General features: G+C 42.3%; 11 protein-coding genes and 1 tRNA gene. 3 read left to right on the top strand and 9 right to left on the bottom strand.

Features of this window, described 5'->3' with window-relative positions; translation table 11 throughout:
* Positions 1–171: 171 nt before the first annotated feature.
* Together R8806_RS18165 and R8806_RS18160 are read right to left on the bottom strand one after the other, a co-directional pair.
* On the bottom strand, positions 172–1,308 hold the full coding sequence (locus tag R8806_RS18165) for an OprO/OprP family phosphate-selective porin (protein ID WP_124318085.1): 1,137 nt from the start codon (positions 1,306–1,308) through the stop codon (positions 172–174).
* A gap of 123 nt (positions 1,309–1,431) precedes the next feature.
* Positions 1,432–2,739, bottom strand: coding sequence for an ATP-binding protein (locus tag R8806_RS18160; RefSeq protein ID WP_151411530.1), 1,308 nt, complete (start codon positions 2,737–2,739; stop codon positions 1,432–1,434).
* 206 nt (positions 2,740–2,945) lie between these two features.
* Between R8806_RS18160 and R8806_RS18155 the strand changes: the two genes are divergently transcribed.
* Positions 2,946–3,581, top strand: coding sequence for a lactate utilization protein (locus R8806_RS18155; protein ID WP_124317285.1), 636 nt, complete (start codon positions 2,946–2,948; stop codon positions 3,579–3,581).
* Positions 3,582–3,728: 147 nt separating this feature from the next.
* Positions 3,729–4,145 carry an acyl-CoA thioesterase gene (locus R8806_RS18150; RefSeq protein WP_124317284.1) on the top strand — a complete coding sequence of 139 codons (417 nt, stop codon included), beginning with the start codon at positions 3,729–3,731 and terminating at the stop codon, positions 4,143–4,145.
* Between the two features lie 904 nt (positions 4,146–5,049).
* Here R8806_RS18150 and R8806_RS18145 read toward each other — a convergent pair.
* The 5 genes from R8806_RS18145 to R8806_RS18125 all read right to left on the bottom strand — a co-directional run bounded on the left by R8806_RS18145 (position 5,050) and on the right by R8806_RS18125 (position 13,459).
* On the bottom strand, positions 5,050–6,573 hold the full coding sequence (locus tag R8806_RS18145) for a PKD-like family lipoprotein (protein WP_151411531.1): 1,524 nt from the start codon (positions 6,571–6,573) through the stop codon (positions 5,050–5,052).
* A gap of 21 nt (positions 6,574–6,594) precedes the next feature.
* On the bottom strand, positions 6,595–7,407 hold the full coding sequence (locus tag R8806_RS18140) for a DUF4843 domain-containing protein (protein WP_124317282.1): 813 nt from the start codon (positions 7,405–7,407) through the stop codon (positions 6,595–6,597).
* Between the two features lie 20 nt (positions 7,408–7,427).
* Positions 7,428–8,930 (bottom strand): RagB/SusD family nutrient uptake outer membrane protein, encoded by a 1,503-nt coding sequence (locus R8806_RS18135; RefSeq protein ID WP_124317281.1) that lies wholly within the window; start codon positions 8,928–8,930, stop codon positions 7,428–7,430.
* 11 nt (positions 8,931–8,941) lie between these two features.
* On the bottom strand, positions 8,942–12,271 hold the full coding sequence (locus R8806_RS18130) for a SusC/RagA family TonB-linked outer membrane protein (protein ID WP_229782955.1): 3,330 nt from the start codon (positions 12,269–12,271) through the stop codon (positions 8,942–8,944).
* Between the two features lie 690 nt (positions 12,272–12,961).
* Positions 12,962–13,459, bottom strand: coding sequence for a hypothetical protein (locus tag R8806_RS18125; protein ID WP_124316418.1), 498 nt, complete (start codon positions 13,457–13,459; stop codon positions 12,962–12,964).
* A 556-nt stretch (positions 13,460–14,015) separates the two neighbouring features.
* Between R8806_RS18125 and R8806_RS18120 the strand changes: the two genes are divergently transcribed.
* Positions 14,016–14,090, top strand: a tRNA-Val gene (locus R8806_RS18120).
* 172 nt (positions 14,091–14,262) lie between these two features.
* Here the strand turns inward: R8806_RS18120 and R8806_RS18115 are convergent.
* On the bottom strand, positions 14,263–15,162 hold the full coding sequence (locus R8806_RS18115) for a hypothetical protein (RefSeq protein ID WP_124316419.1): 900 nt from the start codon (positions 15,160–15,162) through the stop codon (positions 14,263–14,265).
* Between the two features lie 22 nt (positions 15,163–15,184).
* The gene (locus tag R8806_RS18110; RefSeq protein ID WP_124316420.1) at positions 15,185–16,615 is read right to left on the bottom strand and encodes a RagB/SusD family nutrient uptake outer membrane protein; all 1,431 of its coding nucleotides are present in this window, start codon (positions 16,613–16,615) and stop codon (positions 15,185–15,187) included.
* Between the last annotated feature and the right edge of the window lie 6 nt (positions 16,616–16,621).

The raw sequence follows: 16,621 nt of genomic DNA, 5'->3' as shown, positions 1-16,621 counted from the left end.
TTTAGACCAAACTCCCTCCCCCTTCGGGTACTCCCTCTATAAACAGAGGGAGAGTTGAATTACTCACCGTCTTCGGGAAGAGTCACCAGCTCCTCCTCTGTTTATAGAGGAGGTGTCAGCAAGCTGACGGAGGAATTCATTTTCAATTCTCCATTTTCAATTTTCAATTATTTAAAAGCTCAACTGAATCCTCCCCTGTATCATACTAAACGTCTGCTTCCCATCTATCGGTGCATGTTTATCCAAGCACACCAAGCTATAACTCATTTTCGCTGCCACATACTTGTTGAAATAATAGATACCCCCAATCGAGAAATCATTCTGTTTTCCTCCCATAATTCCGGCATCCTTATCGTTCATGTCGGTGATATTATAGCGACACAGAATTTCCAAGCTCTTCGCCCCCGGAGCCGTGGCCATACCACTCGTTTTATTATAACCATAACGGCCATTCAGTAAGGCATACCCCACTTGCGCGTACCAACCGTCACCGTTATAATTCTCAACCGACGCTTTACGATTCACGTGAGCCATCAGGTATTCACTCTGGAAATACCACCTGTCAAGCACCATCACCACCTCGGCCCCGAATTTCCATTCATTAATTGCCTCGGTCACCTCTGCCTTCAAAAACTTCTCGGGAATCAAATTCGAAGGAGCCCCGGCCGAATAAGTCAACGTGTTCTCTTCTGCCTCTCCCTGCACTCCAAACCGAGAAGAAACCCCGACATGAATCACGTCCTTCTCCTTTGAATAAGGACGGTACAACACTCTCCCCGACAACGCGTACCCTTCATCCCCTTTCTCCGTGTTGTCAATATCTTTATCGCTGAACACGCCTCCCGACACGTTCAACACGTCGCAATTATACGTGTAACTGATTCCCAGCCGCCGACGATCCCCGAAAGCAATCCCGGTCACGGCTGCCCCGTTAAACTTCATATCAGACGTCCCGATCCGGTACTCCAAACTGAACGGTTCGAAATAATGGCCCACCCGGAACAGATTCTTCCCGTCATTATACTCGATATAAATATCTTTCATCGACACCTTACTCTTGGCAAACCCCATCTCGATCTTCCCGGTCCACCTTTCTAGGAAACGAATCACCGTCCCCATGCGGACATCATATACCTCAACCGCATTTCCCAAAGACGTTTTATCACTAAAAAACACCCCTCCGTCAAATAACGCCCGACCAATCAAACGAGCCTCAAAATCTCCCTTCTCCGACTTCAACGTCAACTGCGCCGAAGCACTCATTCCACAAACCAATAGCATCAAAATCAATAGCGTATGCCTCATCATCAATAGTTTAAGGATTAATTTAATTGTATAGAATTAGAATACCCTGCAAAAATACAAAAAAATCAACAATTCATAGATTTCTTCCTCACAAGAGATTTAATCACATCATCCAGTAATCAAACTCTACATATCTTCTAAAGATAAGCCTTTGTACTCTACCGTAAACTTAGAAAATTTTTTCACGATGTTTTTTGATTTCTCTTCAAGGATGGGTAAGCTAATTCGCTTAGGATTTCTCTTGATCTCACAAAAAACAATACGTTTTTCAAACTCATTCACAGCAACAATGTCTATTTCATCTTCTCCTTTATTATTCCAATAGCCTTGAATATCCGAGTACTCCATAGAGTCAATCATTTTTGCCCGGAAATATTTTTCTAATATAATCCCGCTGAATGTATCATAATCCCTTTCCATTATGTTACGCACATAGTCCAAGTTGCCAATCTCAATGGCACTACGATATTTATAAATAAAACGGAACCAAAGATTTAAGAAATTATCTTCAATCAGATATTTATTGTTACGGCTACCCTCTTTAGCACCGAAGGGGCGTACCCTCTTGATAATATTATACTCCTTTTCAAGTTTATCTAAATAACCACCAACAGGCATTTCTAAAATGCTCTCCATTTCGCCACGTTCTGTTTTGGAAGAAGCTATTAAAGAAAGGATAGAAAAATAATTACCATAATCTTTGCCAAACTCATCTATTAAAACATCTTTACCCTCATTCAGAAAATAAGAATTTTCCTTGAATATGGCGTCCAGAATCCTAGTTTTGGTTAAGGCCTGAAATTGAACCAGTTGTTCTATGTATTTAGCCACACCACCTGTAGCCATATAAAAAGCAAGTAAATCATCGGGCTTATAATCGGGGTTGTGATCTGCCAATATCTCTTTGATAGTTGCGATGTCAAACGGCTTAATGGTCATTTTTGATGTGGCTCTACCAAACAATGGCTCTTTTGAATTCTCAAAAATTCTTTTCATCATTGAATATATCGAACCACAGAGGACCAAGTTCATATGGCCTTGATCCTTGTAAGTGTCCCAAATATTCTGCATATCACTGAATACGGACTTATTTAGACTGGTAAACTCTTGAAATTCGTCAATAATCAACGTGAAATTTCTTTCACTTGATAGCACCATAATTGCCTTGAATAGAGATGCAAAATTCTGGAAACGTCCCAAAGCCACTCCTAACTTATCTTCAACTTCACGAGTAAATTCTTCACATAACAGCACCTCATTTTTCTTTGCTACAAAGAAATACAATACCGACTTTTTCTCAAATGCACGTTTAAGAAGAGTTGTTTTGCCAACACGTCTTCTACCTACCATTATAGTCATCTGAGATGACTTGGAAGAGTTCTGCTCTATTTCTTTTAAGGTAGCTATTTCTTTCTGTCTATTATAAAATTTCATAAGCTGTTAAATTTGTGTTATCGCAACCGCTGTTACAGTAACAGCGGTTGCGATAACACAAATTTAACAGCTTTCATTAAAACAACCAAACAATTATAAGAATATCTATTGTTTCAACCATCACATACTTGTAGCTTTCGGAACCACCCGACTCGTTCTCTCATTTTTTATCTTTATCTTTACCCCTCGAACCAAAATAATGAAATATGGAACAAGCAATTATCGATCAAACCATAAAAGCCTTGGAAAGAAACCATTTCGAAGTTTACTTCGCCAACAACCGGCAAGAGGCTAGAGACATTTTCTTTCAAGAAATTTTTGACAAGATAAAACCGACCACTATTTCATGGGGAGACTCCGAAACGATGAAAGCCACGGGAATTCTTTCCGAGATCGAGCAACGACCGGAATGCATTCTCATCCGGACTTTTCAAGACGGTTACAGCCGGGCCCAGAAAACATACTGGCGCCGCCAAGCCCTCCTCGCCGATTTATTCGTCACGGGTACTAATGCCCTCACCCGCCAAGGGCAACTTGTCAACGTGGACATGGTAGGTAACCGGGTAGCAGGCATCACCTTCGGGCCGGAACACGTCATTCTGTTCATCGGTACCAACAAAATCACGGATGACATCGAGCAAGCCATGGAGCGTATTCGCACGATAGCTGCCCCACTCAACGCCATTCGCCACCCTCACTTGCATACCCCTTGCCAAACGACAAGAACCTGCATGAATTGTCAAAGTGCCGACCGCCTGTGCAACACGTGGACCATCACGGAAAAATCACTCCCCCAAAAACGAATCAAAATTATCCTTATCAACGAATCATTAGGCTTATAAATGCTGAAAAAAACAAATTTCCAAATCACGAATCATAATTCGACTAAATCCCGTTTTTCTCTAATTATATTTCGTAACATCAAAAAAAAACATAACGAGTATCACAGATTTTACTAAGTTTGTACCCGAATTTATAGGCTTATAATCATGAAAGATTACGCATTTGAAATAGAGATGAAAGTACGGGACTACGAATGTGACCTGCAAGGCGTGGTCAATAATTCCAACTATCAACACTACATGGAACACGCCCGTCACGAATTTTTGGAAACCACCGGAACCAGTTTTTCCGCCCTGCACGACCAAGGCATCGACGTAATGGTCTCCCGCATCGACATTTCCTACAAACACTCCCTTCGCGGCAGCGACCGCTTTGTCGTCCAAGTTGCCTACCAAAGAGAAGGTATCAAGCTGGTATTCTTCGAGGACATCTACAAACTCCCCGAAAACATTCTATGCGCCAAAGGACGAATCGAGGCCATTTGCCTGCAAAACGGTAAACTTACCCGAGGCGAACTGTTCGAAACCATCTTCATTAACAAAATTGAAAAGAAACAAGAATAGTGCCGACGGGACAACGTTTTTGTCAGCAACTTGAAACGTCCGAGAGGTATCATACCCCTAGGAAAAGGCTGGCATTTCCCTATCTAACCCCTATCCTCGATTCTAACTTGTTAATCATTCTATTTATAGTTCATTTAGACCACGAAGCATTCATCCTGCATTCATAGAGCATTCACCTTCGATAAACATGGATGGTAACTGCCCCCTGCATATATCCGACTTATAAAATCGTATGAATTAAAAGACACGTAACTTATTATACAGTAATCACCAAAGATAGCGTAAATAGAGAGGAAGTATATCATACCCCGAGCGAAGTCCCCGATGAAGTAGAGAATAAACCCAAATAAAGAAGTAATCTAACCCAAATAATACCCCTTCCCCAGAGCTTATTCAGAGCTTACTCGTGGCTCACACAACACGCTATGCAGCAGCTCTGAATAAATTTCGAGGGATCATCGAAAGAGTGGGATTATTACCTTCCTATTTCCCTTACTTCTCTTTTGGTTCTCCCCGATACCCCAAAATCACACAATCCATTCACACACATCAGCCCTAGTTTTCATCCCCTTTAACTAGGGTAATAATCTCCCCCGTCCCTTTCACTACCCTTTCATCGCCCTTTCGCGATAGACAAACAAGGACCGGGAAAGAGGTTTGCAAGCAGTATTGGAGATTATTACCCATAAAAAACGGTTACATTACCCGGGCAGAACGGTAACCGATTAAAGTCATTGTCACAAATAAAAAGGGAGGGTGTGTCAAAAGTCCTGCTTGTATTTACCAACTACCCCCACCAGCCCCCCCTTACACAGGGGGAGTTAGAGGGGGTAGTTGTGTAAATTGACTTTCTAGACAACACCTGTTTCAGCAGAATCCGCCTACTAAACACCCACACGTTCCATCATCTAGGTTTATACGCAATACTCTTCACCTTGCACAACCCCTCCCACTTCGAGCCTTTCTCCTCCTTGATCACAATATCATCCACATCATCCACAATCGCATATTTCCTGATCTCACCGCCAGTCGATGCCGGTTTCGCCGGATTATACAACGCTATATAGAAATAATCCTTTGAAGTCTCTACCAAGATGTCCGATAAAAACAAGGTAATCTCGTAACCATCAAACGTTTTCAACAGTTCACACTTCCTCCTCGCGAAATCGTAACCATACAGTTTATTCCCCATGGTATAGTAAATCACGGATAACATATTACTTGTCCCGAAAAACTCCGCCTTATCCAAGTCGATCACGTTATCCATTTTTACCATTAATTGTTTTATTATACCGAAACTATAGGAAATCCGGTAACTATACAAATAAAAATCACTTCCATCCCTTAATATCGTGTAAGTCGAACCCGAACCTTTATGACAATTCAGTGTTGTCACGTACTCGTATTCCGGTTTCCAAGAGAAAGGATCCCCCACCCGATCAGACATATCCGCACAGTAGCCAACAGGAGTACCGTAACCACTTTCTTGATACACGAAACGCCCATCCCGCTTATTATACAACACGGTAGCATATCCCCGTTCTTTCACGCTATATCCGATTTTATCCCCCACCGGGAAGAGATCATAATTACCCTTGTAATGATTACTTGGGGATCCAAAGAAACAAGCCTGTTGGCCACCCAATTCCGTATAATACAAATTACCATCCACAAGGGCAGCACGGTAATATCCCATAATCTGTACAGCCTCGGTCATCACGCACTCTCCGGCAGCCGATACATCATAAAAAGACCATTTCAAATGTGCCCCCTCAATGGGCAACAGGGTTGAAGTACTAAGCCTGTAAGTACCTTTATCCGTCCCGACATGAATATAATTCAATGCAGCGGCAGGGCGATAGGGAGGAACAAAAATGCAAGTCGGCTTACCCCATTCCTGCAAATCAACCTCTTGTAAAATATTTTTCAACAAAGTCGTGTCCTCTCCTCCCGTTGATACCATATCAAGCTGGGTTCGCCCGTCATCTCCTTCCCCCAGCACAAGCCATCCTCGCGAAAACAAGGTTGACAATTGCAAACTTAAACTTGAAATCGTGGTTAATCCCGTGGACTTATCCTGAATTTTAAAATAAACACTATAGCTCTGGGAAGGCAAAGTAATCGGATAAACCAAATCCTTCTCTTTTCCCAGCGTATATTGTCCCCCGATCGTCGGATCGCCGCCCACGGCCACCCATTCATACTCATAATTATCGGGATCATGGTTAACGGTTGTTGAAATTTCAGGAAAAACTCGCAACGTATCCACGAAAGAATACATACGTAACACCGTGTCTCCAAAAAAGTCATGTTTCACGGTGATCTCGTTAATCGCACGATAGGAATAATTTCCCTTGTCATCATAGCAACTTTCAAACAGAAAAATTCCCAGTAATCCGATCAGAAAAATCTTATATATCATTCTCATAACATTTCATTTAAAAATAAATCATATCAGAGGCCCCATCGTCATCTCAAACTCGTTACCCGCGGCATCTTTATCCATCACCGTACGTCCTGCCGCTTTTTCCTCTTTCAGATAGCGATCAAAATTCTGGGCCAATGTTTGCGACCTGTTCAAGTTCATAGTCTTGTAATCTTCAAAATCCTGCATCGTTAGACCAAGCACCACGCATACCAGCTTGAATTTCGTGGGAGAAAACGTTCCCCAATAATTCGCAGCCCATTGCTTGGGTACAACCACTTGATCATTTATCCCGATCACATGAACGAGCGGATTAACAACTTTATCCGTTGAACCATATATGCTTCCGAAAGGAATCCACCTTTTCAACGGCAATTTAAAATCCACACTCTCCTCCAGCCGCACGGTCAAGTAAATCATCGTGTCAGGATTTTGCATTAATTTTTCCGTCCACACGATCCGACAAGGGACTTCCGCCTGTCTCTCCCCGGCTTTTACCACTTGGCTATTCTCGAACGGCTCGTAATCTTCCCCCGCCTTTGCCGTCGTGAGAGTATCTACCACCCGAATCGTGAAATAACGGTCGTGATCAACCACGTCTCCGGTAATCCTCACTCGGATCGGTAACACGGTATCCTTGGCCGTGAACATCGCGAAAGGGATCAAAGTGGTATCCACGTATTCATACTGTTCCGGATCACCATACCCGGAAGCCGGAGGTTTCTGCATCATAAAATAAATACCGCTCTCCCCCTCGTATCCCATCATCTCTGTCTCGCAAGCGCACAACCACGTTGCCAGACCAATGATCAATATGGCTATATATCTTCGTTTCATAATCTCATTCGTTTAATTCTTTATTCCACACCTCGTTTATCTTTCTCGTCTTGAGGCAAATCAAACAAATAAAAACTCTTTTCCATCGTGATCATGTTATTGAGATCTTTACTTGAAGGTATTTGCGCCCTATTCTGTCGTTTGTAAAACCAGAACAATTGTCCCTCTCCAATGAACTCCCTCCGAAATTCTGCTTCGACCAGATCCATCAGCCCGAGCGTTTGATTTACCTTGGCAACACCCCGTGCCGCCCGTAATCGATTCAGATGGTCAAATGCTTCCACCTCGTTGTTGGAACATTCCGCCACGATCAGATACATCTCGGAAATCCGCATGACAGGCATGAGATACGTGTATCCCTGACTAACTTTATTATCATCAGGCCCCTCCGTATCATCCACGGCCATATACTTCACGAAATGTTTCTTTTCATTCCCATCCGGATCTTTCAAGGTCATCCATTGTTCCGTATAACGCCAATCATTCATCCTCGTGTTCTCCTCGTACAAATTCTCGATATTAGCATCTGTCGGACGTAGAATCACCTTCTCTCCCAACTTGTTAGAAAATGTGGATTCGTACACGTCCGCCCGCTTCAAATTATACAACCCGAACAAGATTTCCGTTTTATACACCCGGTCCCATTTCGAGAGAGTCGTGGCCGCTGCACGAGTGACAAAAGGGAACCAGTTATTATCCTCCTGCGTTTCCTTGATCACTTGCCGGGCATAGGTCAACGCGGTTTCCTTGTCCCCCGTGTACAATGCCAACCGGGCGATATAGGCCTTTACCGCGTAATAATTCAAGCGCAGGGAGCGATACACCATATCATTGGGTAACCCCGGACCTTCATCCCCCCAAAGCGCTCCTTTTTCAATCACCGGATCATAATCCTTCAGCAACTCCTCTGCCGCCTTGAAATCATCCATAATCAACTTTGCCACTTCCGATGCTTTCAGTAAAGGTCTTACTTTCAAATCAGAAGATTCTGAATAAGGCATACACTCCGTTTCCGGATCAAGGGAATAGATCGGTCCAAACACCCTGAAAACTTCAAAATGCAACAATCCACGCAACGCCAAAGCTTCCCCTTTGAGGACATGATAATATTCGCTATTCAGCACATCCTTTCTCTCGTCACACGCCTCTATAATCGTGTTCACGTTGACAAGCAACGTGTAAGCCTTCGACCATAACCCGGCCACTTGTCCTTTTTTAGCCGTTTGGTCAAAAGTAGATAACTTTTGCCACGTCTGTTCATCTTTATCACAATCATAGTATTGCGCAAGAATATCAAACGTCTTGTAAGACAACGTACCTCCATACAAGTTGGAATTTAGTAATTCAATATACACCCCGTTCAGAGCGGTCATAAACCCGGCTTGAGAAGAGAAAAGCGTGTTTTCCATGATCCGGTCTTCCGATCCCAAATCCAACCAACTGTCACAAGACACCACGGTGGTGACCAACACGATCATCGTGAGGCATTTCAACTTGTTCAATAATTTACTCGCAAATTTCATAATTTCGTCTTTTAGAATCGTAAACTCAATGAAAATGAAACAGTGCGGGCAAAAGGATAATCCGTTCCCCGTTCTTCCTTGAAAGAAGACACCCGGAAAATATCATTCATATATGCCCTGAAAGTAATTCCTTCCGCCCCGATTTTCTTTATCCACGCGGCAGAAGATTCGTATCCCATGGAAATGGATTCACCGGAGAACGTGTTTTCCGTCCGCACGAAACGGGAAGACATCGGTGTCGGAGAAGTATCTTTTATCGACTTGAACTTTGCCTTATCTCCCGGTTTCTGCCAACGATCATGTAACGCCCGCTTATCCTGATTATAATAAATTTGCTCTTCCGATATATTCTCCACTTTCGAGTACAGGGCCGAGGCCATCACCTCTCCCCCCAAACGATACCGGAAATTTACCGAAGCGGAAAAACCTTTGTAGTAGAAGGAAGAACCGATAACTCCCTCCACGTCCGGACGGGAACACCCCACAACCACCTCGTCGGCTGTCGAATAGATAAAGGTCTGGGAACCATCTTTCTTTCTAAACATTTCCGCCCCGGTTGCCGGGTCAATTCCCAACGAGGGCACAGCCCACATATCATCGGGACTGGCTCCTTCATAATAACGAACCAAGCTCTGCGCGCTTCCCAATTCATTAAATTCGTTCAATTTATCACCAATATCCCGATACTCGGACTTGGACGTTCTAAAATTCATGTTCAACGTCCAACTCATATCCTGTTTCTGGATCACCGTCCCGAAAATACTCCCGTTCCATCCCCAAGAAAGCTGCCGCCCGGCATTCGCATTAATGGAACCCACGCCCACGGACGGAGGCATCGGAACACTGATCAAAAGAGGATCGGTATCCTTGTAATAATAATCCAGCGTCACCCGGATTCGATTCCGCAACATGGATATATCCACCCCGATATTCTTATCCAACGTACGTTGCCAATCCAAATCCTTGTTACCAAACTGGTCAATTATCGCGCTTGAACCAAACATATTTTGCAGTTCCACGTTATACTTGTAAATCTTCATCGCCTGATATGCGTCAAAATTCTGATTCCCGGGGTTACCCACGGATGCCCTGATCTTGAAATTCGTGAAAAGCCCCAACGACTTCATAAACTCCTCGTTATGAATATTCCAAGCCAAACCCACAGACCAAGTTGTCGAGAAACGTTTATTCGCCCCGAATTTAGACGTACCGTCCGAACGCACGTTGAAATCCATCAGGTAGCGATTCATAAAAGAATAGTTGACATTCATGAAAAAGCTGGTCGAACGGCTACGCTCCAAAGAGTAATTAGGCTTCTGTCCATCTGTAAAACCCGTGGAAAAAGCCGGATTCATATGCAGATCATCGTTAAAACCGACAACACTATAACCATCCCGCTTATTTTTATTCTCACTAAAAGACCATCCTCCCACCACGTTCACTTGATGTTTTTCCACGAACAACTTACCGAAAGCAATATTCAAATCCCCGTTATAAGAGAATGCCTCCGAGGTTGAAGCCGAAAATGAACCCTGTTTCAACTTATCCGTTTCCAGATAATCAGGATGTTTGGGGGATTTGAATTGCTCATCCCGGCTCACGTTCTTGGTAAGCCCGACTCTCGCCGTCGCCCTCAAAAAAGGATACATCCTCCACTCGATCGAGAAATTATCACGCAAGGCGATCGAATTCCCAATATTCGTATTTTTTATTCCCCACGCGTATAACGGATTCTTTAATGATCCTTTGTTTTGTTCCGTCCCGGTATCCTCCAACCACATGGGAACATATCCGTTTTCCAATCTCTTCCGATAATACGGGTTCGCTTTCGAAAATTCGGAAAAAGCCACGGGTTCCCGCTCCGTATGAGTAACATCCATGCTAAACTTATTGGCAAACAACAACTTTTCCCGACGATAAGTCAAATCAATGTTGGCACTGATGACATTCCGATCAGACCCTTGCATCACGCCATTGGAATTATTGTAACCGAATCCCAACCCGTAACGCATGGCATCATCACCCCCGTCAATATAAACGTTGTGACTATGATTGAATACGGTACGGAGCGGTTCGTTCATCCAATAAGTATCAACACCCCGCTTCACCTCGGCTAGCCGCCGATTATATTTTTCAATATTACTTATATTCGTGTTACTCTCCAAATCCCCGTAAAGCCCGGTTAGGCGTTCAAACTCCAACTTCTCGGATGCATTCATCAAATTATAGGCAGAAAGATCCGCAAATTGAATCCCGTAATTACCGTTATAAGAAAGACGTAACTTCCCCGCTTCCGGTTGAACCGTCTCAACGACAATCACGCCGTTGGCCGCTTTTGACCCGTAAATGGCCGTGGAGGCAGCATCTTTCAAAATCGTCACGCTAGCCACCCGGTCCATGTTCAAATTAACAATCGTCTCCAGCGTCGTTTCGATACCGTCCAAAATAAACAAAGGCTGATTCGGGTCATTATCAAATTCCGTCTTTAAACCAACCACACTCGTCTTTCCCCGGATTTCAATGTCCGGCATCCGGTTCGGGTCCGATCCCCATTGTTTACTCTCCAGTACCAGCATGGAAGGATCCAAACTTTTCAGACTCTGGATAACATTCTGGCTCCCGATCATTTTCAAATCTTCCTTCGAGTAGGTAGCGAATGATCCCGTGAAACTTTCTTTATTACGGGAATAGATTCCGGTCACCACCACTTCTTGAATCGTCTCGGAATCCTCCTCCAAGGTAACGTTCAACGTCTTCGCATCCTTCACGGCTATTTCCCGTGTCTTCATCCCGATACACGTGAATGTCAGCACCACGCCATCCAGCGAAGGCAAGGCAAGCGCAAACTTCCCGTCCGCATCCGACGCAGTACCCAGCGTGGTTCCCTTCAACACAACAGATACCCCCGGAATCGTGTTCCCGTCTTGATCCGACACGACTCCCCGGATAACCACTTCGCCCGGTTTCTGGGGAACAGTAGCCCGTTTTTTTATCACGACAGTTGAATTTTCATAAATGTACTCGAATGGACTCCCCTGAAACACTCGTTTCAAGACAGCATCCACCGTCACCCCTTGCATGGTCAGCGTCACGGGCGGCAAGGTGGCCACCTGCGCCTTGTCGTAAACAAAATTCAAACCCGCCTGTTCTTTAATCTGCCGAAAAACTTCCTGTACCCCCGCTTTATTCACCCGAACAGACACTTTTTGTTGCTGGGCTCGACCAACAAAGGGCAACATCAGCAAAATCACGCACATCAGGCAAACGTGCCTCCATTGCAATTTTGTTTTTCCACGGGTACAATGGTCCCCAAAAACAAAATACTTCTTGCTTTTTTTCATAAATTTGTATTTTAAAATTAAACATTTACTAGATGCTTCCAACATCTAGTCCGAACCGGGAGTTGTTAGCGCAACACCCGGTTTTTCATCGTGTTACATCCACGTATATTCTCTTGAATCTTGTTTGCAATCTGTCTATCGAACGACAATTTAGGCGTAAAACTTTCCACTCATAAGTTTTTTTCATAACTTTGATCGTTGATTAATTTGTAAAATTGATTAACAGGAGGAGTGAGTATTCTGTGTTTTCTAGGCTCGGGATACACTCCTTTTTTTCATGAATCAATGTGGCGGCTCATCCATAGATTTTCGCTATTTCAATTTTGCCCGATCCCCCAAGCAAAAATTATACAATAAAAAAAGCGAGGATCGTACATTCTATCCTATCTAGGGCATCGCCAAACGCCTCGGAGCAAATAGACAACAATCCACGCTAGCCAGCGTGAATTTACTGCCTAATCTTGCTCCTTAAATTGGCGATTTCTAGATAGCAATTAGAACAAATTCACAATATTTTAATGCGGACTCTTCCGCACTTTATTTTTCAACTCCTGCAAATATATGATATTATTTCATAAAATCAAACACTTTATTCCTTCGTAGCTATATTTACACCTATTTTTTATTCAACCGAGACAACTACCTGGATCTCATCCAATTTCCCTTGAAACTCCAAGTCCTCCGGAATATTCACAATTTCAAGTCTGTATCAGTTTTCGATTTCATTTCTTCGATCTTCTCTTGATATAAATTCATTCGATTTACTTCATTCACCAACTCTTCGCAAGCTTTATCCGGCGTATATTCCTTTCCCGTTAAATCACAATAAATAGGTTCTCCGTCTCGATAAAAAAGGAAATAAGTCATGGCATAAAGCGTAAACATTTTATAATCTTTCGTATCCGCATTCAATAATTTCCCCGGAAGCCAAGAAACCACTTTCTCCCAATCCTCAATCATGGACTCCATTTTCCACACGCCACCTTCTTTTATTGTCATCAGTAAAAAAGTTGTTCCATCCGTCCGCTTCCCCAATAGACACGCTTTATCTTGAGGTAGTGATAAACATTCCAAGATTTGTGCAGGAGATGGAGCGGCATAAAACTTCTGAACATCAGAATGACTATTTTTATTCTTATCCATGCAACTACATACCAAGAATAATATTATAACTAGATATTTACTCATATTTTTCGAAAACTTTGATTGTTGATTAACTTATAAAATTGCTTAACAGGAGAAATGAGTCTTCTGTGTTTTCTAGGCTCGGAATACACTCCTTTTCTCTTTACACATCAGTATGGCGGCTCATCCATAAATTATTGTATTTCAATTTTGCCCAATCCTCCAAGCAAAAATTATACAATAAAAAGCGAGGATTATCAACGTCTATCTTATCTAAGGCATCACCCAAAAATAAATAACAATCCACACTAGTTACCGAGCATCTGATGTCTTAGCAATTTTCAGATAAAGATGAGAGCTGACTCATTATATTTCCATACAAACTCTTCCGCATCTTATCTTTCTATCTCTACAAATATATGATATTATTTCACAGAATCAAACACTTCAATCCTTTGTAGCTATAATTTCGAAGATTCTATTTTACACGAATCCACTCCAAGAAACAGAACCTTTCTCAAAACACGCCCATATTTTATATTTTTCTTGAAAAATTCGGCATACATTTTTTGCAGAATTCAAAAAATGCACTACATTTGCATCCGCAATCAAGCAACACGGGCGCTTAGCTCAGCTGGTTCAGAGCATCTGGTTTACACCCAGAGGGTCGGGGGTTCGAATCCCTCAGCGCCCACAAGAGTCTCATAATGAGACTCTTTTTTGTTTTGAGGTTACTTTTACCCTACAAAAATTCAAGTTGAAATAGGAACGGCGCATAGTAAAAAAGCTGTGTTTAGGCATAAAGGGATAGTGTCTCAAAAAGTGTGTAAATCCCAATTTTTTGAGACACTACCATATAACCAATCTTAATTCAACTTAGTAATATCAAAACCGTCATATTTTTTCATGGTCTCTTGCAATATTTCATATTTCTTTTTCATGAGAGGATAAGTTTCCAATAACATTTCTCGTTCTTGTATTGTCGTACTAAATATAAACTCCAACCACTGCATGATATCAATACTCTTGTTCGGAGCTTGTATCCACCAACCTCCCCAGTCCGGATCATCATCATAACTTGTATTTCCCGGGTCATAGGAAATAAAGCCCATCTCGTGCCAATCTATATCATCCGGAGTTTCAATATCCCATCCCCAATCTGTTTCTCCATAAAACTCTTCACTCACCTCATAAAATTCATCCGGAACTGTAAAGACATTTTTAATTGCAGACAAATAATCATTCCAAAACTTCGCATTAACTTCTCCCCGAATATCACGAATATCACGATCTGTATATTCATTCATTTTCGAACGGATTCCAGCTATTGCGACAAAATTTGAACTTGCATAACTATGATAAGAAGGGATTTGGTCTTCCATGCCCAAAAAAAGGATCGAATCTGCCATAATAATAGAATACGGGAAATATTTCTTTTTAAAACTTTCCGGATAAACTTCTATAAAAATATCTTTCACCATATCCAATCCCTTTGTCAGCAATGCAGCTTCTTGAACGGGAGCAACCACCTTAATATTATTCTTCCTTTTAAAATTATATCGATAATCCTCCACTTCCGGATCCTTTATAATAATAGTTTGGTAATCCTTGTAAAATTGATAGATATAATGTTGAACCGGATCTGAGGGATCATCCTCCAGATTATACCAACTATCTTCCACGTTGACATGGATATCATCTTCATCCGAGCATGCGTTGAACCCCAACAGTAACACGCATATAATCATTAATCTTATTCCTTTCATAATCTTCTGTTTTTTAATTCATCTACTTCTCCCGTTGTGGACGGTTTATATTCTCTATCGATAAATTCATCTCCCGTTCTTTCTGTGGTATCGGTAAAGTATAGGCAGGATCGTCTTGTTGCAAGACATATTCTATATAATTACTCGGGTTTTCGGCTGAAGAAAAACGATGTACTATCTTCGGACGATCCCAACGCCGCAAATCAAACCAGCGGAAAGCCTCGAAACAAAATTCCATCCGCCGTTCATCCTTCACCAAGACAAAGGCATCTGCTGCTGTTGCTGCCGTAACTTCATAATTCTCGGGTATCCGTTTTTCCCGTAGGGCATTCACCTCTCGCAACGCCTCGGCTGTCATTCCCTTTGCCGCATAAGCCTCTGCCCGGTTCAAGTAAACCTCTGCCAAACGAAAAGCATGAGGATACATATTATCGGATGTAGATCCATAGTATTTCATCGGCTTTTTCCCTTCCGTGGCAAAAAATAACTTAGACGCCTTTCGTTGATCATTCTCCACATACAATTTCATCAATCCCGTAGAAGGAATAAAAGCTGCACGCCTTGAAGATGCGTACTGAAAAGCGGCTAAACCTCCCGATGGTGCTTCTCCATAAGAGAACAAGATTTCGCAATTTCCACTATTCAAAAAACGAGGTATCGTATAGTCTTCCGTCATATCAAATAAAGTTGCCTTTGTCGAAAGCAAAACGGAGTCTGCATAAGCGATCGCATCATCATAACTTTTCCGGAAAAGAGCAATTCGTGAAGCCAGCAGGTAAGATGTCGGTAAATTAGGACGGAAAATGGTTTTCTCGACCATTGCAGATTTGAAAGATGCAATAGAAGACTTTATATCCGCTTCCATCAAATCATATACTTCTTTGATAGAAGAACGAGATAATGGTTTTTCCTCTATATCAATAGCTCTATTGATCGGAACACAAAAATCCTTGGCCGCTTGAGCCTCGTCAATATACGGTTTCCCGTATAAATTAGCCAGCATAAAATAAGACCAAGCCCGCAAGAAGTAGGCCTCTCCCGCTAAATCCATTTTTTCGGCATACGTTCCAGCCATATCATTCAAATGATCCAAAACAATATTGGCAATCAATATCCTATGATAATATTCTCCCCATGCATTGTCTTCCAATAAAGAATTATCCATCTGCATTTCAGGATATTCCTGCCATGTGTAATAGGACCAGAATTTCCGAGTATCCGTACTTGTCGCAGCAGGTCGGTTCGTATTAATAATCTCTTCCGCATCATCCGTCATGACATCTAAATATTCACAAAGAACGACTTTATTATTCAACCCTTCACCATACAGAAACTCCTTGTAATTCTTCACACTCTTGGGAATCATCAAATCTTGGGAATTTTCCTCCAAGAAATCACTACATGCACCTAGCAATATTCCCACCACTATAATATATAAATATTGTATCTTCATTGTGAA

Source organism: Butyricimonas faecihominis (assembly GCF_033096445.1).
Taxonomy (GTDB): domain Bacteria; phylum Bacteroidota; class Bacteroidia; order Bacteroidales; family Marinifilaceae; genus Butyricimonas; species Butyricimonas faecihominis.
Note: the sequence above shows the minus strand (reverse complement) of the source record. Positions and strands in the feature narration are given on the sequence as shown.

What these genes read in the sequence shown, in the direction of transcription:
- R8806_RS18165 (WP_124318085.1), bottom strand. Translation starts at nt 1,308, where the DNA reads ATGATGAGGCATACGCTATTGATTTTGATGCTATTGGTTTGTGGAATG.
- R8806_RS18160 (WP_151411530.1), bottom strand. Translation starts at nt 2,739, where the DNA reads ATGAAATTTTATAATAGACAGAAAGAAATAGCTACCTTAAAAGAAATA.
- R8806_RS18155 (WP_124317285.1), top strand. Translation starts at nt 2,946, where the DNA reads ATGGAACAAGCAATTATCGATCAAACCATAAAAGCCTTGGAAAGAAAC.
- R8806_RS18150 (WP_124317284.1), top strand. Translation starts at nt 3,729, where the DNA reads ATGAAAGATTACGCATTTGAAATAGAGATGAAAGTACGGGACTACGAA.
- R8806_RS18145 (WP_151411531.1), bottom strand. Translation starts at nt 6,573, where the DNA reads ATGAGAATGATATATAAGATTTTTCTGATCGGATTACTGGGAATTTTT.
- R8806_RS18140 (WP_124317282.1), bottom strand. Translation starts at nt 7,407, where the DNA reads ATGAAACGAAGATATATAGCCATATTGATCATTGGTCTGGCAACGTGG.
- R8806_RS18135 (WP_124317281.1), bottom strand. Translation starts at nt 8,930, where the DNA reads ATGAAATTTGCGAGTAAATTATTGAACAAGTTGAAATGCCTCACGATG.
- R8806_RS18130 (WP_229782955.1), bottom strand. Translation starts at nt 12,271, where the DNA reads ATGAAAAAAAGCAAGAAGTATTTTGTTTTTGGGGACCATTGTACCCGT.
- R8806_RS18125 (WP_124316418.1), bottom strand. Translation starts at nt 13,459, where the DNA reads ATGAGTAAATATCTAGTTATAATATTATTCTTGGTATGTAGTTGCATG.
- R8806_RS18115 (WP_124316419.1), bottom strand. Translation starts at nt 15,162, where the DNA reads ATGAAAGGAATAAGATTAATGATTATATGCGTGTTACTGTTGGGGTTC.
- R8806_RS18110 (WP_124316420.1), bottom strand. Translation starts at nt 16,615, where the DNA reads ATGAAGATACAATATTTATATATTATAGTGGTGGGAATATTGCTAGGT.